This window comes from Cohnella kolymensis, from assembly GCF_000829465.1.
GTDB classification, from domain to species: Bacteria; Bacillota; Bacilli; order Paenibacillales; family Paenibacillaceae; genus Cohnella; species Cohnella kolymensis.
Map to the genome: position 1 here is coordinate 1 of NZ_JXAL01000005.1, position 26,304 is coordinate 26,304.

Annotated in this window: 26 protein-coding genes; 19 read left to right on the forward strand and 7 right to left on the reverse strand. The window is 50.7% G+C overall.

Going from position 1 to position 26,304, the window contains the following annotated elements; all coding sequences use genetic code 11:
* Window positions 1-226 precede the first annotated feature (226 nt).
* Window positions 227-478, reverse strand: coding sequence for a hypothetical protein (locus SD71_RS05720; RefSeq protein ID WP_041060868.1), 252 nt, complete (start codon window positions 476-478; stop codon window positions 227-229).
* 170 nt (window positions 479-648) lie between these two features.
* Between SD71_RS05720 and SD71_RS05725 the strand changes: the two genes are divergently transcribed.
* The gene (locus SD71_RS05725; protein WP_041060871.1) at window positions 649-963 is read left to right on the forward strand and encodes a YunC family protein; all 315 of its coding nucleotides are present in this window, start codon (window positions 649-651) and stop codon (window positions 961-963) included.
* Between the two features lie 17 nt (window positions 964-980).
* On the opposite strand, the gene mtnA is transcribed toward SD71_RS05725, so the two are convergent.
* The 3 genes from mtnA to SD71_RS05740 form a co-directional block, all read right to left on the reverse strand.
* Window positions 981-2,051 (reverse strand): S-methyl-5-thioribose-1-phosphate isomerase, encoded by a 1,071-nt coding sequence (mtnA, locus tag SD71_RS05730; RefSeq protein ID WP_041060874.1) that lies wholly within the window; start codon window positions 2,049-2,051, stop codon window positions 981-983.
* Between the two features lie 28 nt (window positions 2,052-2,079).
* Entirely contained in the window at window positions 2,080-3,288 is a 1,209-nt protein-coding gene (gene mtnK / locus SD71_RS05735) for an S-methyl-5-thioribose kinase (protein WP_041060876.1), read from the reverse strand.
* 146 nt (window positions 3,289-3,434) lie between these two features.
* The gene (locus SD71_RS05740) at window positions 3,435-4,460 is read right to left on the reverse strand and encodes a LacI family DNA-binding transcriptional regulator (RefSeq protein ID WP_041060879.1); all 1,026 of its coding nucleotides are present in this window, start codon (window positions 4,458-4,460) and stop codon (window positions 3,435-3,437) included.
* A 381-nt stretch (window positions 4,461-4,841) separates the two neighbouring features.
* On the opposite strand from SD71_RS05740, the gene SD71_RS05745 reads away from it, so the two are divergent.
* The 5 genes from SD71_RS05745 to SD71_RS05760 all read left to right on the forward strand — a co-directional run bounded on the left by SD71_RS05745 (window position 4,842) and on the right by SD71_RS05760 (window position 9,952).
* On the forward strand, window positions 4,842-5,996 hold the full coding sequence (locus SD71_RS05745) for a sugar ABC transporter substrate-binding protein (protein ID WP_235427013.1): 1,155 nt from the start codon (window positions 4,842-4,844) through the stop codon (window positions 5,994-5,996).
* A 41-nt stretch (window positions 5,997-6,037) separates the two neighbouring features.
* Window positions 6,038-6,163, forward strand: a complete 126-nt coding sequence (locus SD71_RS25485) for a hypothetical protein (RefSeq protein ID WP_268747715.1) — start codon at window positions 6,038-6,040, stop codon at window positions 6,161-6,163.
* Between the two features lie 83 nt (window positions 6,164-6,246).
* Window positions 6,247-7,539 (forward strand): carbohydrate ABC transporter permease, encoded by a 1,293-nt coding sequence (locus SD71_RS05750; protein ID WP_041060882.1) that lies wholly within the window; start codon window positions 6,247-6,249, stop codon window positions 7,537-7,539.
* The gene (locus tag SD71_RS05755) at window positions 7,536-8,366 is read left to right on the forward strand and encodes a sugar ABC transporter permease (protein ID WP_041060886.1); all 831 of its coding nucleotides are present in this window, start codon (window positions 7,536-7,538) and stop codon (window positions 8,364-8,366) included. The genes SD71_RS05750 and SD71_RS05755 overlap by 4 nt, the downstream gene beginning before the upstream one ends.
* Window positions 8,363-9,952 (forward strand): alpha-amylase family glycosyl hydrolase, encoded by a 1,590-nt coding sequence (locus tag SD71_RS05760; protein ID WP_041060889.1) that lies wholly within the window; start codon window positions 8,363-8,365, stop codon window positions 9,950-9,952. The genes SD71_RS05755 and SD71_RS05760 overlap by 4 nt, the downstream gene beginning before the upstream one ends.
* 317 nt (window positions 9,953-10,269) lie before the next feature.
* Here SD71_RS05760 and SD71_RS05765 read toward each other — a convergent pair whose 3' ends face one another.
* Window positions 10,270-12,024 (reverse strand): alpha-glycosidase, encoded by a 1,755-nt coding sequence (locus tag SD71_RS05765; RefSeq protein WP_041060892.1) that lies wholly within the window; start codon window positions 12,022-12,024, stop codon window positions 10,270-10,272.
* A gap of 224 nt (window positions 12,025-12,248) precedes the next feature.
* On the opposite strand from SD71_RS05765, the gene SD71_RS05770 reads away from it, so the two are divergent.
* From SD71_RS05770 to SD71_RS05810, 9 genes are all read left to right on the forward strand, one after another.
* The gene (locus SD71_RS05770; protein ID WP_052476004.1) at window positions 12,249-12,788 is read left to right on the forward strand and encodes a sigma-70 family RNA polymerase sigma factor; all 540 of its coding nucleotides are present in this window, start codon (window positions 12,249-12,251) and stop codon (window positions 12,786-12,788) included.
* Window positions 12,775-14,067 (forward strand): DUF4179 domain-containing protein, encoded by a 1,293-nt coding sequence (locus SD71_RS05775; protein ID WP_041060895.1) that lies wholly within the window; start codon window positions 12,775-12,777, stop codon window positions 14,065-14,067. Before SD71_RS05770 ends, SD71_RS05775 begins: the two co-directional genes overlap by 14 nt.
* Before the next feature lie 51 nt (window positions 14,068-14,118).
* The gene (locus SD71_RS05780) at window positions 14,119-14,697 is read left to right on the forward strand and encodes a DUF1802 family protein (protein ID WP_041060898.1); all 579 of its coding nucleotides are present in this window, start codon (window positions 14,119-14,121) and stop codon (window positions 14,695-14,697) included.
* 204 nt (window positions 14,698-14,901) lie between these two features.
* Window positions 14,902-15,681: a Fe-S cluster assembly ATPase SufC gene (gene sufC / locus SD71_RS05785; protein ID WP_041060900.1), complete on the forward strand. Its 780-nt coding sequence runs from the start codon at window positions 14,902-14,904 to the stop codon at window positions 15,679-15,681.
* A gap of 24 nt (window positions 15,682-15,705) precedes the next feature.
* On the forward strand, window positions 15,706-17,010 hold the full coding sequence (sufD, locus tag SD71_RS05790; RefSeq protein ID WP_041060903.1) for a Fe-S cluster assembly protein SufD: 1,305 nt from the start codon (window positions 15,706-15,708) through the stop codon (window positions 17,008-17,010).
* 2 nt (window positions 17,011-17,012) lie between these two features.
* Window positions 17,013-18,242, forward strand: coding sequence for a cysteine desulfurase (locus tag SD71_RS05795; RefSeq protein WP_041060906.1), 1,230 nt, complete (start codon window positions 17,013-17,015; stop codon window positions 18,240-18,242).
* A complete protein-coding gene (gene sufU, locus SD71_RS05800; RefSeq protein WP_041060909.1) occupies window positions 18,226-18,675 on the forward strand; it encodes a Fe-S cluster assembly sulfur transfer protein SufU in 450 nt (149 codons plus the stop codon). The genes SD71_RS05795 and sufU overlap by 17 nt, the downstream gene beginning before the upstream one ends.
* 19 nt (window positions 18,676-18,694) lie before the next feature.
* Window positions 18,695-20,092, forward strand: coding sequence for a Fe-S cluster assembly protein SufB (gene sufB / locus SD71_RS05805; RefSeq protein ID WP_041060912.1), 1,398 nt, complete (start codon window positions 18,695-18,697; stop codon window positions 20,090-20,092).
* A 205-nt stretch (window positions 20,093-20,297) separates the two neighbouring features.
* Window positions 20,298-20,687, forward strand: coding sequence for a KGG domain-containing protein (locus tag SD71_RS05810; RefSeq protein WP_041060915.1), 390 nt, complete (start codon window positions 20,298-20,300; stop codon window positions 20,685-20,687).
* 29 nt (window positions 20,688-20,716) lie between these two features.
* On the opposite strand, the gene SD71_RS05815 is transcribed toward SD71_RS05810, so the two are convergent.
* Entirely contained in the window at window positions 20,717-21,211 is a 495-nt protein-coding gene (locus SD71_RS05815; RefSeq protein WP_052476005.1) for a hypothetical protein, read from the reverse strand.
* A gap of 196 nt (window positions 21,212-21,407) precedes the next feature.
* Between SD71_RS05815 and SD71_RS22025 the strand changes: the two genes are divergently transcribed.
* Window positions 21,408-22,331: a C40 family peptidase gene (locus SD71_RS22025; RefSeq protein ID WP_052476006.1), complete on the forward strand. Its 924-nt coding sequence runs from the start codon at window positions 21,408-21,410 to the stop codon at window positions 22,329-22,331.
* A gap of 43 nt (window positions 22,332-22,374) precedes the next feature.
* On the opposite strand, the gene SD71_RS05825 is transcribed toward SD71_RS22025, so the two are convergent.
* A complete protein-coding gene (locus tag SD71_RS05825) occupies window positions 22,375-23,421 on the reverse strand; it encodes an HD-GYP domain-containing protein (protein ID WP_041060917.1) in 1,047 nt (348 codons plus the stop codon).
* 206 nt (window positions 23,422-23,627) lie between these two features.
* Between SD71_RS05825 and SD71_RS05830 the strand changes: the two genes are divergently transcribed.
* From SD71_RS05830 to SD71_RS05840, 3 genes are read left to right on the forward strand one after another with little or no spacing between them, the layout of a single operon-like run.
* Window positions 23,628-24,683, forward strand: a complete 1,056-nt coding sequence (locus SD71_RS05830) for an SIS domain-containing protein (protein WP_041060919.1) — start codon at window positions 23,628-23,630, stop codon at window positions 24,681-24,683.
* Between the two features lie 19 nt (window positions 24,684-24,702).
* A complete protein-coding gene (locus tag SD71_RS05835) occupies window positions 24,703-25,491 on the forward strand; it encodes a DeoR/GlpR family DNA-binding transcription regulator (protein ID WP_041060921.1) in 789 nt (262 codons plus the stop codon).
* A complete protein-coding gene (locus SD71_RS05840; protein WP_326998705.1) occupies window positions 25,488-26,303 on the forward strand; it encodes an ROK family protein in 816 nt (271 codons plus the stop codon). The genes SD71_RS05835 and SD71_RS05840 overlap by 4 nt, the downstream gene beginning before the upstream one ends.
* Window position 26,304: the final 1 nt, after the last annotated feature.

Here is a 26,304-nt window from a genome sequence, read left to right on the forward strand (position 1 = left end):
GTCGAGGCTGTAAGGCGGCTGAACCGCCTTACAGAGAAAATCCGCTCCCGAGGCGAGTTGTAAGGCGGCTGAACCGCCTTACAGAGAAAATCCGCTCCCGAGTCAAGCTGTAAGGCGGCTGAACCGCCTTACAGAGAAAAATCCACTCCCGAGCTCAGCGTAAATCGACAAACCGGCCTTACAGAAAACGCCGCAAGCTAAGTAAATAGCATGCGGCGTTTGAATTTTATTCGACCAAATCGTCTATCTCCGTCAAATTAAAAGTATAAACTTGCTTCTCGTCTACATGATACACGCTGAGCAATTCGAGATCGGCGTCGTAATTCAGCAATCTGCAAGGGATATTCAATTTGATGCCTCGACCTTTGTTTACGCTTAAACGAATGAGCTGTTTACTAATAATATACGCGTTAAAGCGGTTCTCAAGAGAGCTCGATTCCGATGACGTCTGGCCGCCGGTTGTATTCAACCTTTTCATGCAACAAGCCTCCATAATAACATGATCCTAATCGTGATGATTGCAATAATATATGCTTGCAGCCCAATGTGCCGCTATCAGGCAAAAAGCCCTGAAGATTAATGGATATGGAGCATATCTTATATCGCAAGATACCTGCGCCGAGCAGAGCGGTTAAGGAGGTGGTAAGCATGGTAAGCGTTATTCCGCTTCAAATCGAAGGCCGTACTGCAATCGGTGTCGAAGTTCTTCTGCCGAAAACCACACTATTAGCCATTACAGCGGGTGAAGGCTATATCATGTGCGGCGCATTGGATGTACAGTTGCTTAATGAACGGCTTAAGGACCGTGAAATTATAGCAGGCCGCGCAGTAGGGGTGCGCACTATCGAGCAATTGCTGAATGCGCCGTTGGAATCCGTCACCGATGCCGCACGAGCCTTAGGAATAGCTGCAGGCATGAGCGGAAGAGAAGCCATCCTCATCATGGCGGAGACGGCTTCTTAATCGGACAAACAGCTTTATTATTTAAATAATTGCTTAAGTTTTTCGGCGTAAGGACCCTTAACGATACCCTTTTCTGTAATGATGGCTGTAACGAGCTCATTGGGCGTGATATCGAATGCCGGATTGTAAATGGAAACCCCTAAAGGTGCGGTTCGTTTACCGAATCCAAGGGCGATTTCATCCGGATGCCTTTCTTCTATCGGAATGTCGGCGCCCGTGGGCGTCGACAAGTCGATCGTTGAAAGCGGACAAGCCACATAAAAAGGGATATTGTGCGCTTTAGCCAAAACCGCGACACTGTAGGTTCCGATTTTATTAGCGACGTCACCGTTAGCGGCCACGCGATCGGTACCGACGATCACAGCCTGTACCCATCCTTTGGACATGACATGACCGGCCATACTGTCGGTGATCAAAGTAACATCTACCCCCGCCTGATACAGTTCAAAAGCTGTTAACCGAGCGCCTTGCAGCACGGGCCTGGTTTCATCCGCGAATACTTTCAGCTGTATGCCTTGTTCCAGCGCCAAATAGAAGGGGGCAAGCGCTGTACCGTATTTCGCCGTTGCTAAGCCTCCGGCATTACAGTGAGTCAGAACGCCCATACCGTCAGAGAACAGTGTCAATGCATGTTCGCCGATTAAACGGTTTGTTTGCTCATCCTCAGCGTGAATCTGCTTTGCTTCCTCGAGCAATGCTTGAACGATCTCCTCTGCAGTCAAGCCAGCTTCCGCGAATGATTGGGCTCGTGCTTTCATACGGTCAAGCGCCCAGAATAAGTTGACGGCTGTAGGTCTGGAAGTAGCCAAATATTCAGCGTGGCTGACGACTTTCTCAGCGAGCTGCTCCACGTTTCCCTGAAATCCGAGAATGCCAAGCACAACACCGTAGGCTGCTGCAATTCCAATGGCAGGGGCTCCGCGAACTTTAAGCTCCCGAATCGCTTCCCATACTTCCGCCGGTGTGGTAAGCCGCAGGTATACGGTTTCCTCCGGCAGCAACCTCTGGTCAAGCAAAGATAAATAATCTTCCGACCATCTGAGCGATTGCAGGACTTCAGATTTATTAGTACCTTGTTCTGTGCTCATGCTGAGGCTCCTTTCAATCCGCCCACAATCAAGCCAAGACAGCGGATTCGGCAATATCAATCATTTCCTGAATGGACATAGCTTTCCGGTTGCTCATCATCAGAGTTTTGCCGATAGACAACGCCATCCGCTGCGCTTTTTTACGCACCTCTGGATCTGGTATTTTATCGATATCGGCAACATGAGCCAATCCGACGATACGTCTTATCATTTTGGCACCTGTGAAACCGAATGTGTCTTGCAGCAAGCGATGAATATAAATATCTTGATAGCCGGGCGTCTTCGACATTCTATCGACGCCATGCTCATTCCATAGTGTACGGAATTTCCGTTCGAACGAAGTCCAAATGTCATGTACCGATTGTATGAGATAATTTCTGCGTTCTTTACGGGCGGCGGCATCTTCTGACCAGTGCTCTTGCGCGGCATAATTAAGCAGCAGGTTGGCAAGAACGGCGCCGATATCAAAGCCCATCGGGCCATAATAAGCGAATTCGGGGTCAATGACTTTGGTCGATTCCGGCGTAATGAAGATACTTCCTGTATGCAAGTCCCCATGCAGCAACGCTTGTGCTTGGGTTAGAAACTTTTCTCTCAGAAGAGCTGCTTCCAAATGAAGCTCAGTATCCTTCCAAAGCTGTGCGGCATCTTCACGAAGATGTTCATCAAAGCTGTTATTCGGCGAATCGATGTAAGGATCGTCAAAGATCAAATCCTCAGTGATTTTGCATAGCTCCGGATTGGAGAAAGAACGCACAAGTCCTTTCTTTTCTTGTTGATTCATACCCAAATCCGACGTGAAGAACAATGTGCGGGCCATAAATTCCGAAATATCTTCCACGAACTTCGGATAGATCCCGCCTTCCATGAGTCCTCGGCGCATGATGACGTGATCGCTGAGGTCTTCCATCACGGTCAACGCAAGATCATTGTCGGTCTTATACACTTGCGGGACAAGCCCTGGAGCCAGCTTCCCTTGTATAATCAAAGATTCGCTTTCGATCCGTGCCCGATCCAAGGTGAGCGGCCAAGATTCGCCGACGACTTTGGCATAAGGCAAAGCTTGCTTAATAATAACCCCGGCTCCTGTGGCCGGCTGGGTAACGCGAAAAACTAGATTTAAATTGCCGTCTCCGATCTCGCGGCACGCCAAAGGATCTTCGGTTGTAAAAACGTCCTTAATTGACTTGGCGAGCTCGACGGCTTCTGTCTCTGATAAAGGATGATAATGACTCAAAGCTGATCTACCTCCAGTAGAGGGTATATGACTTCTCCCGTTTGGGGCGGGGTATCTTTCGATAGTATAAAGCAATTCAACTAGAGATAAAAGTAGTACAAAAACCCTGCTTTCCATGTTGGAAAGCAGGGTTTAAGAAGGATCTCTTATCGTATAGATACGCTGCGCAATGAGGACTCCCGTACGACAAGCCGATGGGGGATGATTTGCCGGGATGTAATGTCTTCCTGTTGGATCATCCGAAGTACCATTTGGGATGCCGTATACCCCAGTTGGTAGGTTCCGACATCGACACTGGAAATCGGAGGCATGGTCAGTTCCGAGAGTGCGATATTGTTAAAGCTGACAATGGCGACATCGTGCGGAATGCGATAGCCAAGCTCGGCCAACCCTTTGAGTACCCCGAATGCCACTACATCATCGATTACAACCAAGGCTGTCGGCGGTTCGGGCTGCGACATAATGGATGCCATTGCTCGATAACCGCTCTCCAGCAGAAATTCCCCTTCAACAACCCATCCTGTTTTAAAAGGAAGCCCAGCTTCGGACAGCGCCTTGGTATAACCCGCCATCCTGTCTTGCGTCATCGCCAGACTTGCCGGACCGCTGACGAAGCCGATTCGTTTCTGGCCTTGGGCAATGAGATGATTGGTTGCGTCATAAGCGGCTTGAATATTGTCATTATCCACGGATGGGACGTTTTTATAATCCAGGCTTCGGCCGATCAACACAAACGGCATTTTTTCTTCACGCAGAAAATGAATGACCGGGTCGGATGAACGAGAGTACAGAAGCAGTAACCCATCAACGCGCCCGCCGCGTACAAGCCGCTTCACGGTATCCAATTCTTCCCGCTCATTGCTTCCTCCTGCCATCAGCAGGTCATACCCGGCCCGCGTGAGTTGGGCAAGCACTCCTCTTATCAATTCATAAAAGAAGAAGTTAAGCAGCAGTTCCTCCGCAGGTCGAGGCAGGATAACGCCGATCGTCCGGGTTGTTTTGGAAACGAGACTCTTGGCCATCATGTTCGGATGATAACCGAGCTCTTCCATTACTTCACGTACCCGTCGACTCGTTTCAGCGCTGATACGGGGGTGTTCCGCAATAACTCTAGATACAGTGGAGGGTGAAACTCCGGCTTTTTTGGCTACATCTTTAATGGTTACCGACATAGGGATATATCGTTCCTTTCATGAATTCGGTTTCATTGTGCCACACATGGCACTTCGTAACAAGCGAAGCGATTATTTGAAAATGGAAGCAATTTGAAGATAAAACCAAATACTTTCGGAAAAATAAGCAGATATCGATTGTGCAAACGATTTACTTATTGTTCAAATGGAGTATCATGGAAATAGGTTAAAAAGCGCTTACAAACGTTTAAGAAGTTCGTATTTACCGGGACAACAGCAATATGTATGCCGATTTATGAAATGTTGTACAAACGTTTGCACAACATTTTGCCGCAGTGTGTTAAACCGGTAAATGTTGCATTTCGAATCATTGTGGCGCCTTTAAAACTATTTACTTTCAGAGAGGGGTTCTTAAGTTTCATGCAAAAATCTAAATTTCTAATGTTGTCACTAGTGGTAGCACTGGTATTCGTTTTGTCTGCTTGCGGCAGCAAAGGTAACAACGAATCCTCCCCAAGCGCAAGCGCTCCTGCTGCCGAAAGTCCGTCTGCTTCTGCATCGGCATCTGCTTCTGCGCCGGCGGAAGAAGAATTTAAGCCTGAAGATGGCGCTAAGTTGGTTGTATGGTACTCCGCAAGCGAGAAAGCGCTGATTGACGAAGCTGCAAAAGTCATGAAAGAAAAATATGGCGTTGACGTTGAGTACCAAGATGTCGGTCCTGACAAATCAATCGAGAAAATGATCACCGACGGTCCGGCAGGTGTTGGAGCGGACGTATTCCTAGCGGTTCATGACCGTCTCGGTGCAGCTGTTCAAGCCGGTGTCGTTCTTCCGAACGATATTCATGAAGAAGAAACGAGAGCCAACAACTCCGACAAGGCGGTCGAGGCTTGGACGATGGACGGTATGATGTACGGTTACCCTCTGTCTGTAGAAACAACCGCGGTATTTTACAATAAAGACTTGATCCCGGAAGCTCCGAAAACATGGGATGATGTGATCAAGTTTGCCAAAACGTTCAACGACACAAAAGCTAAAAAATATGCTTATATGTGGGAAGTCGGCAACGGTTACTGGAGCTGGGGCTTCTTCGGCGGATACGACGCATACGTATTCGGCAAAGACGGAACGGACGGAACAGATATCGGCCTGAATAGCGCAGGAGGCGTTGAAGCGGCGAAGTTCTTCCAAAGCCTGAAAGACATCCTTCCGATCAAAGCGGCCGACATCAAATCCGACATCAAAACCAGCCTCTTCAACGAAAGCAAGCTGGCCATGAACGTCAGTGGACCTTGGCAGACGGGCGAATTCAAGAAAAGTGTGAAAAACCTCGGCGTAGCTGAGTATCCGGCTCTGCCGAACGGAAAGCCGATGATGCCGTTCTCCGGTGTTAAAGGTTTCATGATTAACGCGAATTCTAAATTTCCAAACGCTGCAAAGCTGTTCGCTCAAATCGCTTCTTCCGAAGAGCTCCAAATGAAAAACTTCGAATTGTTCGGAAGCCTGCCTTCCAACAAAAAATGTAGCTGCCAGCGAAAAAAGTCAGCACAGATCCTTTTGCCAGCGTATTCCTGAAACAGTTTGACAACTCGACTCCGATGCCTAAGATCGCTGAAATGAACTCTTTCTGGGGTACACACGAAGCGGCGCTGTCTTCCCTCTGGAACGACAAAGCCGATGCTCAGAAAACAATGGACGATTGGGCTAAGAAAATGAAAGACTCCATCGCAACAGCGAAATAATTAATATTTTTATACCAAAAGATATACCATTCACCCGCCGGCTAACGGCGGGTGTAATGGCTTAAGGAAGGAGAAGGATCAGCTTGAAGCGACATGCAGCCGTGGCGGGGTGGCTTTCGGCATTGTGTATGGGATTAGGGCAGTGGTATAACCGGCAGTATGCCAAGGGAGCACTGTTCCTTCTTATCCATGCGGCCGGAATTTACCTGATGACAACAACACTGATCCCCCATCTGAAAGGTCTTGTTACCCTGGGGGACAAAGGCCAGCATTTGGAAAAAGTAGGCAAGGTATTCAAGAACGTTCCGGGAGACCATTCCGTCTTCATGATGATTTACGGGGTTCTCGCCGCGCTTCTCCTTATTTTCTACGTATTTCTCTATGTTCGGAATATCCGCGATGCCATTCAGGTGGGCCGAAGACGGGAGCAAGGCAGGGATCCGCAGAGCTTGGGAAACAGTTTGTTTCCTTGGATGCTCTTGGCGTTTCCGATCATCGGCGTGTTGTTCTTCACGATCATGCCGATCGTGTTTACCTCTCTGATCGCCTTTACCAACTATGCATCGCCGAATCATATACCTCCCAAGAATTTAGTGGATTGGGTCGGACTTGCAACCTTCGATAAACTTTTTAACCTGAACGTTTGGAGCAATACGTTTGGCGGAGTTCTGACCTGGACGGTGATTTGGGCCATCACGGCAACGCTGACCTGCTACTTCGGAGGCATACTTGTCGCACTTCTCATTAATCAGCAGGGGATCAAATTCAAAGGTTTATGGAGAATGCTGTTTATCGTCCCGTATGCCATTCCCCAATTCGTTTCTTTATTGATCTTGAGAAACATGCTTAATGAGAAATTCGGTCCAATCAATCAATATTTCCGCGTTTTCGGTCTTGAAGGTCTTCCGTGGCTGAACGATCCTTTCTGGGCGAAAGTATCGGTTATCGTTGTCAATATGTGGCTCGGGATTCCGGTCACGATGGTATTGGTCATGGGCATTCTGACGACCATACCGAAGGACTTGTATGAAGCGGCTGAAGTGGACGGAGCATCCTCTTGGATGAAATTTCGCAACATTACGATGCCGTTCGTACTGTTTTCCACCGCTCCGATATTAATTACGCAGTTCGCAGGCAACATCAACAACTTTAACGTCATATTCCTGCTGACCGGCGGGAATCCCGCCACGATGGCTTACAACAACGCGGGAGAAACGGATCTCCTTGTAACCTGGCTGTACAAGCTGACTCTTGACTTCAATCAATACAATATCGCGGCCGCTGTGTCGATTCTCATTTTCTTGTTTATCGCCACTCTCTCCATTCTGGTTTATACGAGAACAAGATCTTTCCGGGAGGAGGACATGATCCAATGAAACCGCGTTTGGTATTCAGTTATCTGCTGTTGATCTTGATCGCATTGGCTTGTTTTTATCCTGCCATATGGACGGTTCTGTCTTCTTTCCGGGAGGGCAACTCCCTTTTCAGCGATACTTTCATCCCGAAGAAATGGACGCTTGAGCATTACCATGATCTGTTTGTTGTCAGGAGCGACAGAGCAATCCCTTATGCCACGTGGTATTTGAACACCTTGAAGGTTGCGACGGCCAGCATGGTGCTGGGAACGCTGCTCCAGTTGTTGACGGCTTATGCGTTTTCCCGTTTCCGTTTCAAGGGTCGCAAAACTTTGATGACATTTGTTCTGATTCTGGGTATGTTCCCGGGTTTTCTGAGCATCATGGCGATTTTCGTTATCCTTAATACGCTGAATTTGCTCGATACCCACTGGGCGCTTATTCTGGTTTATTCCGCAGGAGCAGCGTTGTTCATGTTCGTGGCAAAAGGTTTCTTCGATACGATTCCGCGAAGCCTGGAAGAGGCGGCACGAATCGATGGAGCAAGCCATATGACGATTTTCACCCGAATTATCCTGCCGTTGTCGAGACCGATTATTACTTATATCTCGCTTACGACTTTCGCAGGCGCGTGGGTGGACTTTATTTTCGCCAGATCGATTCTTAGAACCCCGGATCAGTGGACGTTGGCAGTGGGCTTATGGAATATCATCGATGCCTACAACAGCACGGAATTCACCTTATTTGCTGCAGGGTGTGTACTTGTCGCAATCCCGATTACAATATTGTTTATGTACACGCAGCGTTTCCTGGTTGACGGATTAACAGCAGGTGCGTCCAAAGGATGAGTGGTTTCAGACGAATCGTCTCGGTTGTTTGCGTACTCGCATTGGCTTCCGCTGTTGGTGCCTGTTCGGGCTCTAAGGCCAAAGAAATATCGGCGGAGTCGAACGTTTACTATGAAATTTTCGTTCGATCATTCGCTGATTCTAACGGTGACGGCATCGGTGATTTCAATGGCATTACCGCGAAGCTGGACTATTTGAATGACGGAAAGCCGGCAAAGGGCAACGATTTGGGTGTGGACGGCATCTGGCTGATGCCGATCAACGAATCGCCATCCTACCATGGCTATGACGTAAGTGATTATGAGAAGGTCAATCCGGATTACGGTACGTTGGAAGATTTAAAGAAGCTGACCGAAGAAGCGCACAAGCGCGGTATCAAGGTCATCATGGATCTGGTCGTAAACCACACCAGTTCTCAGCATCCTTGGTTTCTGGATTCTGCCGCAGGCAAGGACAACCGCCGTAATTGGTATATGTGGGCCGAGGATCAAGGTCGCGAACCAACCGGGTCGAGCGCCGCAGGGGCCTCGGAGGCGTGGCATCAGAAGAACGGCAGCCACTATCTGGGCATTTTCTGGGACGGTATGCCGGATCTGAATTTCGATGAGCCGGAAGTCCGCAAGGAAATGATCCGGATCGGGAAGTTCTGGCTCGATCATGGAATCGACGGTTTCCGGGTTGATGCGGCCAAGCATATTTATGAGGATTTGGCGACGGACAAGAACAAGAGGAGCATGGACAAAAATCTGGCCTGGTGGCTGGAATTCCGCCAAGCCATGCAGCAGTCCAAGCCCGATGTTTATATCGTCGGCGAAGTGTGGGATGCGACGGCAAGAGTAGGGCCTTATTTGAAGACAATGGATTCCGCGTTCAATTTCGATTTGGCGAGCACACTGATCGGAGCCGCGCATAATGAGAATTCGTCGAACCTGGGCTTCACTTTATCCCGCATACATGAGTTCTATAATAAATCGTCGGACGGCAAGTTTGTAGAAGCGCCCTTCCTGTCGAATCATGATCAGACTCGGGTGATGACGGCATTGAGCAACAATCTCGATCACGCGAAAACGGCCGCGGCCATGCTTCTCACAATGCCTGGCAATCCGTTCATCTATTACGGCGAGGAGTTGGGCATGAATGGAACCAAGCCTGATGAGAACATTCGTGAGCCGTTCCCGTGGAAGCGCACCCCCGGCGCTCCGGAGGAAACGACTTGGGAACCTGCCGTATACCGAGGAGACGGTTCCGTATCGGTTGAGGCGGAAGACGAGTCCCCCGGCTCTCTTCTGAACCGTTACCGCATGCTGATTTCATGGAGGCAGATGGATGCTGCGCTGAGAAGTAACGTCATCGGAGAGTACAAGGTCGATAATACTTCTGTCATGGTTTACATTCGAAGTGCAGGCGAGGAACAACGGTTAGTGCTGCATAATCTGTCCGGCAAGCCGCAGACCGTTCCATTAGCGGTCGGCAAGAGCAATCCTGTTAAATACGCGAACATTGTCTTTACGACCGATGAAAGGGCAGAGCTCGCTAACGATGAACTTACACTTCCGCCTTATACAACTGTCGTACTGAAGCCATAAAGACAAGCAAACCCCGATAACCGGACCCCCTCCGGTTATCGGGGTTTTACGTTTCATACTCGAAATCAAAACTGTAAGTCGGCTGAACCGCCTTACACGGTGGAAATCTGCTGGAAGTCGAGCTGTAAGGCGGTTTAACTGCCTTACACGGTGGAAAATTACTCGAAGTCGAACTGTAAGTCTGCTGAACCGCCTTACACGGTCGGGATTTACTCGAAGTCGAACTGTAAGTCGGCTGACCGGCCTTGCACGATGCAATTTTGCTCGAAGTCGAGCTGTAAGGCGGCTGACTCCCGCAGTTGGTGTATCGACAAGCCTCAAACCAAACGTACGATGGCGTAGCCCAATGGCGGCAGTGAAACGTGGAGTTTGCGGACGCGAAGCTCCGCTTCTCCTTCGCCGAACACCGTCGTCACGGAAGCCGGTTTTACGTCCTTCGGCATCGCAACCGAAATGGAGCTCTTACGTTTGCTCGCGTTGAATACCGCCACGAGCCGTTCCCCGTCGGCTTCCCTCGTGTATGCCAATAGATGGCTGCCCGCTTCGGCGGACAGCACATTAAAGCTTCCGTCCCGCAGCGCCCGGTGTGAGGAGCGCAGCGTCACGAGCCCTGCAAAAAACTCGAACATCTCATGATCCTGCTGCTCAGGATCCCATACCATACACTTGCGGCATCCGGGATCATGATCACCGTCCATGCCGAATTCATCCCCGTAGTAAATGCACGGGGTGCCCGGCATTGTGAACTGGATCGCGGAGGATAGCCGGACCCGCCGCTTGTCCCCTTTACTAAGCGTCAGCAATCTCGGCGTGTCGTGGCTTCCCAGAAGGTTAAACGCAGCTTCCGTAGCCTGCTGCGGATAGGCGGCCAGCAAATAACCGGTCAAATCGGCGAACTCCCGTGCATCGCGTGTGCCCCGCACGGCGTAATCGAGAATGGCTTCCGTTAACGGATAGTTCATAACGGCATCGAATTGATCTCCGCCGAGCCAGGGCTGGGAATCGTGCCAGATCTCACCCAGAATATATGCTTCCGGATTAGCCGCCTTCACGACGTCGCGGAAACGCCGCCAGAAACGGTGATCCACCTCGTTCGCCACATCAAGGCGCCAGCCGTCCACGCCAATCTCTTCAATCCAATAGCGCGCCACCTTGAGTAAATAATTTTGGACTTCGGAATTTTCCGTGTTCAACTTAGGCATATGGGGTTCGAACGCAAACGCATCGTATGTAGGAATGCCATCCCGCACTTCCAACGGAAATTCACGCACGTGGAACCAGTCGGCATAGGGCGAATCCGCACCTTTTTCCAACACGTCTACGAAAGGGGCAAAAGTGCGGCCACTGTGATTGAATACGGCATCCAGCAGCACTTTGATCCCGTGTTCATGACACTTGTCCACCAGCTCCTTCAGCTTTTCATTGGTACCAAAGTGCGAATCAACCTTCAAATAATCCTCGGTATCATACTTATGGTTCGTCGTTGCCTGGAACAGCGGATTAAAATATATCGCATTGATTCCCAAACGCTTCAGGTGGTCCAGATGATCGATGACACCCTGCAAATCTCCACCGAAAAAGTTGCTCGGTGTCGGCTCCCCGCCCCAGGGCAGTACGCCGACCGGATCGTTGAATGGATCTCCATTCGCGAATCGTTCGGGAAAAATCTGATAAAAAACCGCATCCTTTACCCAGGCGGGCGGTTCGAACACATCGGCAGGATTCAGGAAAGGGAACTCGAAATACAACGAATGAATGGGTTCCTTGTCTTGCAGTCCCTGCTCATTCAGCCACAAACGCTCCTCTCCTCCATGGAGAAGAAAACCGTATTTCAACCGTCGGAAAGCAGGACGCACCTGACCTTGCCAATAGTCGAACAGCGCATCCTGAGCGAATATTTTCATTTCACAAATATCATAGCCTTTCACGTGCCAGTTGTACTTATCGCCGTGCAGAAGCTCTACCCGGTCGACGTCTCCTCGTTTCGTACGGATGCGGATGTGAACGGTGTTCCGGTCATACGCGTAAGACCAATTGTTTTTCGGACGATGATAAATCGCTTCTTTCAGCATGGACAGATCTCCTCCTCGAAAGTGTACGGCCGCTCTCGCACCGGAGGCATTAAAAAAGGCACAACCCCTGCGCGACGCGCTCCGAGGTTGTGCCTTACCGGTCAGGTTGGGCAGCATGGCCTTCAACTTATAAATAAATTATATCGCAATGCGAACCGATTGGGAAGCTGTGCCATCTAACTCTATAGAAATAAGAAATACCAACGGATGAGAGGAGGGTTCCCTTGTCGGATCTGTCTTGGAGTACGGATGTGCAACTTGCCGTTGCGGGTGACCGGGACGCTTTCGCCAGGTTGATTCGCACGATGGAGAAGGAGATGTATCGGCTGGCATGGTCCTTATTGCATAGAGACGAAGATTGCGCGGACGCGATTCAGGAAACGATCCTGAAAGCTTATCGCAGCCTGCCGAGTCTCCGTGAGCCGGCTTATTTCCGCACGTGGCTGTTCCGGATTCTGATCCGCGAATGCCAACAGACGTACCGGCGGCGGAAAAGGATCATACCATTCGATAACCTGCCGGAGAGCGGAGAAGTCGCAGCGGGAGCGGACATGGATTTGCGAGAAGCGGTGAACCGCTTGCGGGAACCGTTGCGAACACTCGTCAAGCTTCATTATTACGCGGACCTGCCTCTGAATGTGATCGCCGTCATGTTAAACGTGTCGGAAGGCACGTTGAAATCAAGACTTCACCGGGCCAGACGGCAGCTGCTGAAATGGCTGGCAATACCAGACGAAAGGAAGATGGGATATGAACGACGTTGAATTGGATCGGTTGCTGCGTGAGCAGGCGAATCCGGGCGCGGCAATTCCAGCGAAAGTATCGCAGCGCATCGAACAAACGCTGCACACGCTTCCGAACCGGGAGGCAGCCCGTCGGCGATTGCTGATGAGAAGATGGGGTTTCTCTGCTGTGTCGGTTGCAATCCTCGGAGTGGTGGTTGCCGTACTCGCTATGTTTTCAACACCGGAAATGAAGTCGGCATTAAACAGGGTGCCGGTTATCGGTTCACTGTTGTTCAAGGGCGACGACAAGCTTGGGCAAAGTGTGACCGACCAGGGCATCACTTTCAGCATCAGTCGCGTCATCTATGACGGATTTGCAATGTCCATTGATTACGCACTTCAGTCGGACGAAGAAGTGAAAGGAACAGGTTTGGATTTCAAAATAAAAGTGGATGATCTGCTGATCAATAAGTATGATAATGACCCGAAGTATGTTCATTATCTTCACATTAATGACAGGCGACTGGACAGCCGGAATCATGAAGGGGTAATCATGATCAAGCTGGACCGCTATCGTCCGGACTCTTTTCATATGCAGCTGGAGGTGACGAAAGTCGGTGAAACATCGGGCAATTGGGATTTTGCGCTGCCTGTGACCACAACCCCCGATCTGTTTATTAAACCTGCTCTGAATAAAATTAATGATCTGTTATCTATAACTCTGGATAAAATTATTTTTTCCCCTTTAAATACGGAAATATGGGGTGATTATGACTTTCAGGATGCATCCGGAAACATCGTAGTAGGGTTAGAGGTGACGGATGATACCGGCTATATTTACGACTCCTCATACTTTTTCGATGGGCGGTTGCATGTCCGTCATTTGAACCCCAAAGCGCGGCAGCTTGTTTTAAAGCCGTACTACTACGACAACGAGGGAATCTATAGAATCGAAAACCCGCAGTATATTCGCCAGACGCTTCAAAAACCTCCAACGGCAGCCAAGCCATTCGTCATCTCCCAAACGGGCGGCAACAAGCTTGTGGTTACAAGCATAGAATATTTGGAAGACCGGTGTATCGTGCATTATCATACGGAAGGATCCAACCCGTCGATTCAGTCAATTTTAATTATTGAGGACGAAAACGGGGAATCTATGTATGCGGTCTCATCCACAACACTTGATCATTCAGGCTCTGAACATATAAAAGAGTTCAGAAGATTCGCACCTGATGACAAAATTACCTTCCTGACTTGGCCGGTTCCGCCGATCACCTACATCCCTGACATGGAGATGCGAGTCGACCTCCCTCAGTAACTCGTATGTTATAATGGAGGAACTGGGTTGGAGAGGAGTCGGTGGCGAAAAATGGAGCAGCCGATCGCATTAAGGGAGTGGGCGGCGGCGGTCAAAGCGCTCGAGGAGGGCCGTCAGGTCATCGTGCTGCGTAAGGGCGGCATCGCCGAGGAAACGAAAGAATTCAGGCTCGAAAGTCCGCAATTTTATTTGTTTCCTTCCTTTGAGCATCAGAAACCGCATCTGGTCAAAGACGAGGCAAGAGAAGATGTTGTCACGACACAGGCGGAAGCCGCCGGTCACCCCGATACGGTAACCATCACATCATTCGCGGAAGTGTTTGAAGATATAGAGATAACGGATGCGGATATTTTAAAAAGGTTGGATCCTCTCCACATTTGGACGGAAGACTACGCGGAAGAACGGTTGAAATGGAAAAGAACAAAGCCCCTGCATGTGCTTGTGCTTAGAATGTACAAATTGACGCCCCCGGCCGTGCTGCCGCTGCGGGAAAATTACGGAGGCTGCAAGTCCTGGCTGCGCTTGGAGGATGAGATCGCCTCGGAGCGCGCAATCCCGGTACTCAGCGACGATGAATTCAATAAGAAAGCCCGGCAAGTCAGAAATGCCATAGAAGGTTTACAGCTATAACTTATTTCCGGACCTTTTCTCGAGTGGGGAAAGGCCCGGTTTGCTTTTTTCATGTAAGTTTCATAAAATTGGTGTTGAGAATCACTGAGAATCAATTTAAAATGATTATAAATAAGGAATTCGTTTTTTGGCGATTGGTGTAACGGAATTGCCGCCATAACAAGCCAATCAACGACTTTCTCATAGAGACCTGGAGGTAAGACAATGTCCACTCAATTTGAAATTCGCGGACTGAAATCGTCCATTGAGGGTAAAGAAATATTGAAAGGAATCGATCTGAAGATCCAAGGCGGCGAAGTTCATGCCATCATGGGTCCGAACGGTACCGGTAAAAGTACGCTGGCTTCCGCATTGATGGGCCATCCTAAATACGAAGTCACTGAGGGTGAAGTGACACTGAACGGCGAAGATGTATTGGAGATGGGAGTGGACGAGCGTGCGCGTGCCGGCTTGTTCCTTGCCATGCAATATCCGAGCGAAATTACCGGCGTCACGAACTCTGACTTCCTGCGCACCGCTATTAACGCTCGCCGCGGCGAAGGCAATGAGATTTCCCTCATTAAATTCATCCGCCAAATGGAAGGAAAAATGAAAGAATTGGAAATGAATCCGGAGTTCATGCACCGTTATTTGAACGAAGGCTTTTCCGGCGGTGAAAAGAAACGTAATGAAATTCTGCAAATGATGCTGCTTGAGCCGAAGCTCGTTATTCTGGATGAGATCGACTCCGGATTGGATATCGACGCCCTGAGAATTGTCGCTGAAGGCGTTAACGCTATGCGGAATGAAGATCGCGGCTTCCTGATCATCACTCACTATCAGCGCCTGCTTAATTATGTGAAGCCGGACCATGTTCATGTCATGATGCAAGGCCGCATCGTGAAATCGGGGGGACCTGAGCTGGCTGAGCGGCTGGAAGCCGACGGTTATGACTGGGTTAAAGAAGAACTGGGCATTGTCGACGAGACCGTCGGCCAGGCTTAAAGAGACAAGGGAGGTTAAGCAATCATGAGTACACCGACCACCTCTTTTGGCCGGGAAGCTGCAGCCGCGATCGCCCGCAGCAAGAACGAGCCGGCTTGGCTTGTCGCTTGGCGGGAAGAAGCAGGAGATCTCGCGGTACGGCTCGAACTGCCGCGGCCGGAGAAAATGCCGCTGACAAGATGGACTTTGGATCAGTACGGAACGCATCGTCCCGGACAGCAGGTCTCTTCAGTATCCGATCTGCCTGCCGTTATTACCGCACTGCTGCCGGAGCAACACACCGGCGCGCTCATCGTGCAGCACAATTCTTCCGTAGTATACACCGGTCTTTCCGATGAATTGAAAGCTCAAGGCGTGGTGCTGACCAGCATGGAAGAAGCGGTTCGTACACACGAAGAGCTGCTTCGCAAACATTTTATGACCGCATACGCCAGAGATGAGCATAAGCTGTCCGCTGTGCATGCCGCGCTCTGGAACGGCGGCGTGTTCCTGTATGTGCCGCGCAATGTCGAAATTGAGCAGCCGATTCAAGCACTGCTGTTCGTTGACGACGCGGAAGCGACTTTTATGCCGCACATTCTCGTCATTGCGGAAAGCAACAGCAGCGTTTCTTTTGTCGAGCAAGTCGCTTCTTCGCTGGGCGAAACATCTGCAACCCTTCTGCACAACAGTGCAGTTGAAGTTTTCGCCAAAGCCGGCGCTACCGTTCGTTATGCCGCAGTGCATCATATGGATGCATCTGCAATAGATATTGCATACAGACGTGCAGTTCTAGACAATGATTCCCGAATAGAATGGATTGTCGGAGACTTGCACAATGGGAATACTTTGACGGATACCAAATCGTTGCTTAAGGGCCACGGAAGTACCTCCGATTCCAAAATTATTTCCGTAGGAACGAAGAACCAACGTATGAGCCTTACAACGCAAGCGGTGCATATCGGTCGTTCTTCCGAGAGCGACATGGTGACTCGTGCCGTTATGAAAGAAGAAGCCACAGCGATTATCAACGGGATCACCAAGATCGAGAAGGGCGCAACCAAGGCCAATGGACAGCAAACGGAGAAAGTTCTGATGCTGAGCCCGAAAGCTCGTGGAGACGCGAATCCGATTCTGTTGATCGACGAAGACGATGTTAAGGCAGGTCATGCCGCAAGCGTGGGCCAGGTCAACGCGGAACAAGTTTACTATTTGATGTCTCGCGGAGTTTCCCGCCAAGATGCGGAGCGCCTCATCATTCACGGGTTCCTGGACCCCGTCGTTTCCGAAATTCCACTGGAAGGGTTGCGCGAGCAGCTGCACCGCATCCTTGAAAGAAAGCTGGGCTGATTATGGATCCCAAAGCGCTTAAAGCGGAATTTCCGATCCTTCATCAGGATATTAACGGACATCCGCTCGTATATCTGGATAATGCGGCCACTACGCAAAAGCCTCGTGCGGTCATCGAGGCCGTCAAACGTTATTACGAATGGGACAATGCGAATGTGCATCGCGGCGTGCATACACTCGGGTCGAGGGCGACAGATGCCTACGAAGGCGCTCGGGACAAAGTGAGGAAGTTCATCAACGCAGGCTCGAGCAGCGAAATCATTTTCACCCGGGGAACGACTGCCGCCCTGAATCTTGTTGCTTCGGGCTATGCCCGTCATCTGCTCGGTGAAGGCGACGAAATCGTCATTACACCTATGGAGCATCACAGCAACCTCATTCCATGGCAGCAAGCCGCGAAAGCAACGGGCGCTACATTAAAATACATTCCGCTGCAGCCAGATGGTACAATTAAATTAGCGGATGTTGAGAACACCGTTACTGAACAAACTAAGATCGTGGCGATCACCTATGTGTCTAACGTATTGGGCACGATCAACCCGATTGCAGAGATTACTGAAATCGCCCATCGCAAAGGCGCCGTCATCGTCGTAGACGGAGCACAAAGCACACCTCATATGAAAGTGGACGTGCAGGCTCTGGATGTGGATTTCTACGCTTTCTCCGGACACAAAATGCTCGGTCCTACCGGCATTGGCGCTCTGTACGGCAAGACCCGCCTGCTTGAGCGCATGGAGCCGGTCGAATATGGCGGCGAAATGATCGATTTCGTGGAACTTTATGATTCCACATGGAAAGAGCTGCCTTGGAAGTTCGAAGGCGGGACGCCGATTATTGCCGGAGCGGTCGGCCTGGGGGCTGCCATCGATTTCCTGGAGCAGGTGGGGCTGGACAACGTCGACAGACATGAGAAGAAGCTGACCCGTTACGCGATGGACCGACTTTCGCGTATCGACGGAATTACGATATACGGGCCGCGCGAAGAACGGGCGGGGCTGGTGACGTTTAATCTAGCAGATGTGCATCCGCACGATGTCGCCACTGTGCTTGATACGGAAGGCATCGCCGTCCGTGCCGGGCATCACTGCGCACAGCCGCTCATGAGATGGCTGAATGTCAGCGCCACGGCAAGAGCCAGCTTTTATTTATACAACAACGAAGAAGACATCGACCGGCTGGCCGATTCGTTGGTTAAGACAAAGGAGTTTTTCGGTTATGAGCCAATTAGATGATTTATACCGCCGTGTCATTATGGATCACTATAAAACTCCGCGCAACCGCGGACAGCTGGATGACGGCTCCGTAACCGTCAATCTCAATAACCCGACCTGCGGCGACCGTATCTCTCTGCAGCTGCAGTTAGAAGACGGAGTGGTAAGAAATGCCCGTTTTACCGGGGAAGGCTGCTCGATCAGCATGTCGTCGGCTTCGATGATGACGGACGCGGTCAAAGGCAAAACTGCCGAAGAAGCGTTGAAGCTGGCGGATAAGTTTTCCTCTCTGATGAAAGGTGAAGCCGTCGATTTTGACGAATACGAAGATATAGCAGCATTGTCCGGAGTGAACAAATTTCCTGCTCGGATCAAATGTGCAACCCTCGCTTGGAATGCTCTCCGCAAAGGCGTTGAGCAAGGGCAGGGGCAGCACGAAGGTACGGAACAATAATTGAAGGAGGTTAGACGCCATGGCTAAGCAATTGCCGGAAATGGAAGCTTATAAATATGGGTTTCGTGACGAGCACAAGGCGATTTTCCAATCGGGTAAAGGTCTTACCGAAGAAATCGTCCGTACGATTTCCCAGATGAAGGGCGAACCGGAGTGGATGCTCAAATTCCGATTGAAGTCATTGGAGCAGTTCCGCAAGATGGATATGCCTCGTTGGGGCGGCAACATGGATGAGCTGGATTTCGAAGACATTCAGTACTATGTTAAGCCATCTGAGGGACAAGGGAAAACTTGGGAAGAAGTTCCCGAAGAAATTAAAGCGACTTTCGATAAGCTGGGTATTCCTGAAGCCGAACAGAAGTTTCTCGCAGGCGTTTCCGCGCAATATGAGTCCGAAGTTGTGTATCACAGCATGCAAGAGGATTTGGAAAAGCAAGGCGTCATCTTTATGGATACCGACACCGCGCTGCGCGAGCACCCGGAAATTCTTAAAGAATACTTCGCTACGGTTGTCCCGCCTGCCGACAACAAATTCGCCGCTTTGAACAGCGCAGTTTGGTCCGGCGGCAGCTTCATCTATGTTCCTAAAGGTGTAAAATGCGACGTGCCGCTGCAAGCATATTTCCGCATTAACTCCGAGAACATGGGTCAGTTCGAGCGCACTCTGATCATTGCCGATGAAGGAAGCTCCGTGCACTATGTAGAAGGATGTACGGCGCCTATTTACAGCACCAACTCCCTCCACAGCGCAGTCGTGGAAATCATCGTCAAGAAGGATGCCCGGGTTCGTTACACAACAATCCAGAACTGGGCGCCGAACATCTTCAACCTGGTTACCAAACGTGCGGTTGCCGAAGAGAATGCGACCATGGAATGGGTTGACGGCAACATCGGCTCCAAGCTGACGATGAAGTACCCTGCGGTCATTCTTAAAGGTCGCGGCGCCAAAGGCATGGTGTTATCCATCGCCGTTGCCGGCAAAGGCCAGCATCAAGACGCAGGCGCCAAAATGCTTCACCTTGCACCGGATACGAGCTCGACGATCATATCCAAATCCATTTCCAAACACGGCGGTAAAGTCACTTATCGCGGACTTGCTTCTTTCGGTCGTAATGCCGAAGGTGCGAAAGCGAACATCAAGTGCGATACGCTCATCATGGATGATCAGTCCACGAGTGATACGATTCCGTATAACGAAATTATGAACGATAATATTACGCTGGAGCATGAAGCGACCGTCTCCAAAGTGTCCGAGGATCAGCTGTTCTACCTGATGAGCCGGGGCATGACGGAAGCGGAAGCGACTCAAATGATCGTCATGGGCTTCATCGAGCCGTTCACCAAAGAATTGCCGATGGAGTACGCCGTAGAGATGAACCGGTTGATCAAGTTCGAGATGGAAGGCAGTATCGGTTAAACGTTATGCAGCAAGGGCTTCCGGCTAAGCCGGGAGCCCTTGTTTTTTTTGCGCCGAATACATTCTGAGCTTCGGTATTAAGCGCATATTGGAAAGCCTTCAGGACTGCTTATAAACTTCTAACAATTGATATTTACATGACTCCCTAGGGTAAAGGTATCATGTCGAGAGACATCAGTTCCATCCCATAAAGGAGTGATTCAGAATGGCACGTAACAACGGACGTAACAACGACGGGAAGATGAGCCGGGAAGAAGCAGGACGTATGGGAGGAGAGGCGACAGCCAGCAAACACGACCGGGATTTCTACCAGGAGATTGGTCGGAAAGGCGGCGAAGCGACATCCGAGTCTCATGGACGTGAATTCTATCAGGAAATCGGCCAAAAAGGCGGAGAGGCGACGTCCGAGTCTCACGGCCGCGAGTTCTATCAGGAAATCGGAGAAAAAGGCGGAGAAGCGCGTGGAGCAGGCAATAACGGCAACGGCGGACGCGGCAATCGCGGAGGCGGTCAAGGCGGCGACGGCAAGATGAGCCGCGAGGAAGCCGGACGCAAGGGCGGCGAAGCCAGAGCGCGCCAACGCGATAACGACTGACGGATGACAAAAAAAGCAACCGGCTCTGCTTAGGCAGATGCCGGTTGCTTTTGTGTGCTGCGGGCTTCCGCGAAATCCGGCGCCATCGCTTTATAGTAATCGGCTAAAGACTGATACGCGATCTCTTGGCATAAGGCGGACTGTTTCCATTCGGGAAACAGCGCGCACGCAAAATTCCATGCATTCTTCTCAATCTTGAGCGCAATTTTTCTTTGCTCCCGTTTTGAAGCAACGGGGCTGGCCAATTGCTCTGCCAATTGCGCGAGTTGGGGATCCTGAGCATGCCCCAGTTCATGAGCGAGAATAATAGCCGCGTATTGATCAAGAACATTTTCGGTTCCGAACAGCTGGATGCACTGCTCGCGGATGCAGTCGCGAAATAAGGTAATCGTATGCGTTGCCGGATTGTATTTGCCGCCGACCAACCGGCCGCCCGGGAACCGCTCTTCGACAACAACCTTAACGGTGCTGCCTGTCAGCGACACCAACTGGCGGATTCGAAGTCCGAACCCGTTATCGTTCATCGCTTCACCTGATCTTGTTAGCATAATAGAGAAAATTATAGACCAAAATGCGACAAAGGAACATGATTCTCGATAACTAAGTCATATGCTTGGCTGCTTGGCTTAAGTCACGATTACCGTAGACAGGGATAAACACGATCGGGGTGCGTCATCCTAATGGCTGTCAACTATCTATCCGGGAGGCGTAAATCAGCCCATGAAAATACGATGGCTGTGCCCAGCTATATTCGCAGTAACGATGCTTGCCGGGTGCGGCAGCAATTCCCCGCTTGCAGAGGATCTGAAGAGATATACGACCTCGCCTGAAGATCATGCCGCACAATCACCGGAGCCTTTCGCGGAAGCGCGCAGGGTCCGCATTCGAGCTTTAGACAACACCCCCTATGTGTCGCTGCAAGATGTTATGTCAACGACGGGTCTTCGGGGCGCCCGGCTGCAAGACGGCTCTTACGGAGTCGGCGATCATGATCCGATATGGTCTTTTCAAGCAGGCGAAAGAAAGGCAACTGTCGATGGGAAACAGCGGGAGCTTGCTGCGCCTGCTCTAGAGGAACGGGACGAGCTCTACATTCCCTTGTCCGCGCTGCAGTCTCTATTCGGGGATGTGGCGATTTTTAAAGTAGAGTCCCGTCATGTCGAGTTTTATCCCCGAACGACTGATAAACACATCGATGCGCACCGTGAGAGCGCCGATTTTTCCGATGCTGTATCCGCTAAGTCAACCGCCACTGTCAATATGATCGCCTATGCGAAAAATTTTCTCGGCGTTAACTATGATTTCGGCGCCGGATCGTACGCACAGTCGGGAAAATTCGATTGTTCCTCCTATGTGCAGCATGTATTCGGACATTTCGGAATCGATATGCCGAGAACGGCAAGGGAACAGGCACAAGGGGGCACCCCTGTCAGCAGCAGCAGCTTGATCCCGGGAGATCTGTTGTTTTTCAATGTCCCCGGGACATTTAAGAACAGACAAGCTGTTGGCCATGTCGGTATTTATATGGGCGAAGGCAATATGATACACGCCTCTCCGGCAGGCGATAACGGAGTTCAGATTACACCCGTCAACAGCCGCTATTGGCAGAATAACTTTCTGCATGCGAGAAGGTATGTGCAATGAATGCGAAAGGGCAGCCCCGCATCTGCGGAAGCTGCCCTTTCATTTACATGACGACATTGCTGATTTCGTAATTTCTTTGGATGGACATGTCGACGAACTTTTCCCCGATCTGGATCAGGGGTCGGAAATAATCGGTTTGGTTAATTAATATGATGGTGCCGCTTTCTCCGTTAGACAGCTCTACTCTCTTGCCGATAAAGTTGGGAAGCATGCGGCGGATAAAAGTATGCGTAATATCCGGATCGAGCTTGTCGAAGCTCATGTCGTACATTTCTTTTAACACCATGAGTAAATCACGTTTGCCGCGGTACACCCTGGTGGAGATCATTGCGCTGTAAACATCCGCCACGGATATGAGCTTGGCCAGGGGATGAATATTGTCCCGTTTCAACCCCAGCGGATAACCTGAGCCGTCCATTCGTTCATGGTGCTGCAACGCGGCCCAAGAAAGCGCCGGGTCGTTGAAAGAGTTCTGCAGGATGTCGTAACCGTATTTGGTATGGTTTTTGATTTCGGCGAATTCTTCATCGGTGAGCACATCCGGTTTGTCCAGAATGGCCTTCGGGATTCGGCATTTGCCTATATCGTGCAGGAACCCGGCTTTGCCGGCGCGAACCGTCTCTTCTTCAGCCCAGCCCATCCAGCGTGCGGCATAGTAGCTCAGTAAGCCTACTTGAACGGAATGCTGATAGGTATAGTCATCCTGGGTGTTCAACAGAAGCAGCAGAGATACGACGTCACGTTCCGTGCGAAAGTTATCAACGAGAGGCTGGAAGGTTCCCTTCACGTCCTCGTCGTAAATCTTGCCCTCCTCAAGGGCGCGCTGGAACAGCTTCTCCGCACCTTCCACCGCATCGTAATAGAAGGGTCTAAGCGCCGGATTGGAAGAAGACAGCAGCTTCGGCGTTTCTTCAGCGGCCCTGTCCGGTCTCCACTCGATTTCTACATAATCCACTTGATGCTGATACAGCCGGGACAATTCTTTCTCATATAGAGTCGCCCCTTTTGAAAAAACTGTAAGACCAACGGAAGTATAAATATCTTCGGCAAGACGATCCCCGGCTTTCAAGTCGGTTATATGGACTCTCATGCGACACCTCTGCGGGAAATTTACTCAGAGACACTACTTTTTTCCTATTTCCTATGCTACCAAGGAAAGCGGTTACTTGCAATATCATTCACTAGATTAAGTATATAGTCCCAATTTTAGTCGAATTATTTTCTTTTTGATGACTGTTATTTTCATAATATTTGAAATATAATTGCATTATTATGAAAAATATTTATACGGGAGTGATGGAAATGGCCAAAGGCGCCTTAACGCTGCCCGAAATCTCCAGCCAGACTGAAGCTCTGCAAGCGGCACGCGATCAATTGCTGCAGCAGCTCGACTGGATCCGAAAGTATCTTGGGAGCTCTGATTATGACGAAGTCGTATTCATCGGTTCCGGATCTTCTTATTATCAAGCTCTGGTTATGGCCTCTACTTGCCGCCTTTGGCTGAGCCGCAGCGCCAGCGCTTTCCCATCTTCAGACATTTTCCTCTTTCGCGATCAGTCGGTGGCCAGGAACAGGAAGGTGCTCCTTGTCGGGGTATCCCGTTCCGGCGAATCTACGGAGGTTTTTCTCGCTCTGGACTCTGTGAAGGATCTTCCCAACTGGACGACATGCGGGATCACCTGCTATGAGACAAGCCGGCTGGGCCAGATGACCGAATGTCTAATTTCGCCCTTGGGTAAAGAGAAAAGCACGGTGATGACGAAATCCTTCACAAGCATGACGTACATGATGCAGACGGCTATCGCGCAAGCAGCCGGGGACAAGCTGATCGAAGCGATGGACGCTGCGCTGAGTTTAAGTAATGACAATGTCATCCGGGCGAACGGATTCGCGGAACAATTGGCACATTCCCATACTTTCAATAAGTTCGTCTATTTAGGAATGGGAAGTTATTATGGACTATCGCTTGAAGCATGCCTGAAGCTAAAGGAAATGTCCTACGTATGGACAGAGAGCTATGGAACGCTTGAATTCCGGCATGGTCCCAAATCGATTGTCGAGCCGGGGACGATCGTTTGCGTGCTTGTGTCCGAGCAAGCCAGGTCCTACGAGCTGAAAGTCGCAGAAGAAATGAAAGGCTGCGGCGCATTCGTGCTGCTTGTAACAGCTTCGAAAGGCGAGGACACGGCTTTCGCCGACGCCGTATTCGAAATCGGCGGCCGGGAGATCAGCGATGAAGCGCGCGCCGTTCTCTATATGCCTGTGCTTCAGTATTTCGGTTTCTACACGGCCATGAACAAAGGTGTAGATCCGGATCATCCGAGAAATCTCACGCAAGTGGTGAAAATCTGAATTTCAGAGGAGCAGAATCATGGCGCGCAACAAATTACAGCGTCAGCAACAAGTGCTAGGGTACCTCGAGCGATACGGCAGCATTTCCTTACAGGAGATGACAGAGCGCTTCGAATGCTCTGAAGCGACGGCCCGCAGGGATTTGGAGGAGCTTGAAAGCAGCGGACGGGTCATTCGTACTTTAGGCGGAGGAGCTAAATACGAGAGTCATCTCACGGGAAGGGAAATCTCTTTCTATGAAAAGCAGCACGCTCTGTACGCCGAGAAAGAGGCTATTGCGCGTAAAGCTGCATCCATGGTTGAAGAAGGGGATGTCGTGGGACTGACCGGGGGAACCACCACTTTTTTGATTGCCAAGGCGTTAAAGAAACGCAAGAACATTACAGTAGTTACGAACGCGGTGAACATTGCCATGGAGCTTTCAGAAAGCGATGCCGTTCAAGTGGTATTAACCGGAGGAGTTCTGCGCAACAAAAGTTTCGAACTGTGCGGCCCTTTGGCGGAGCAAACGGTGAGCGCGCTCAATATCCATACGATGTTCATGGGCCTTGACGGAATTACCGCAGAGCAAGGAGTAAGCACTTATTCGGAGCTGGAGGCCAACATTGCGAAGCTGCTCATGCGGCGGTCGGCCAAAACCGTAGCCGTATTCGATCATTCGAAAATCGGCAGGGCTTCTCTTTTTCACGTCGCTGATTTATCCGAACTCTACGCTTGCGTGACGGACAAGGAACCGTCGGCCTCTTTGCGGCAATCAGCGGAACAATCGGGTGTCCGAATGTTATGGACAGGAGGGACTGAGCAATGAGTATTCATATCGGCGTGGACGTGGGTGGAACGAACATTGTATGCGGTGCGGTAGATGACAGCGGCAAAGTGCTCCTCAAGACCAAAAGACCCACTGAAGCTCATCAGGGTGAAGCAGCCGTGCTGGACCGTTTGGCGGATATGGTCGGGCACATCCGGCAGGAAATGGGCGATCAGCTGCCTGCGGAAAGTATCGGTGTGGGCCTTCCGGGACTGGTCGATCCGCAATCCGGCGTATCGCGGTTCGCAGGCAACCTGAAATGGCGGAACGTGCCGGTGGCCCAGCTGTTGACGAAACGAACCGGGCTTCCCGTATACATTGATAATGACGTGAGGATGTACATATACGGCGAAGCCATGAGGGGGGCCGGACGGGGATGCGGGCATGTACTTGGCGTCACGGTCGGCACAGGGATTGCCGCTGCGATTGTGAATGATGGGCAGCTCCATTACGGCTTTAAACATATGGCGGGCGAACTGGGGCATGTGCGAATGGAAGGTGTCAGCGAACCGTGCGCATGCGGTCTGACGGGATGCTTGGAGACCGTCGCATCCGCTTCAGGCATGGTGAGGCAAGCTAAGAAAGCACTGCTTGAAGGACAGCATTCCGTTCTTCGGGAATGGTTTCCGGGCGAGCGGCTCGACCAGCTGACGGCAGCCGATTTATCGCGCGCTATGGATGCCGGAGACGCAGTGGCCTCAGCTATATTAAGCCGAGCCGGTATGCTGCTAGGCCGGGCACTGGCCAGCGCGGCGACGCTGATCAGTCCTGAGATCATTATTATCGGCGGCGGGGGCGGCCAACGCCGGTGAA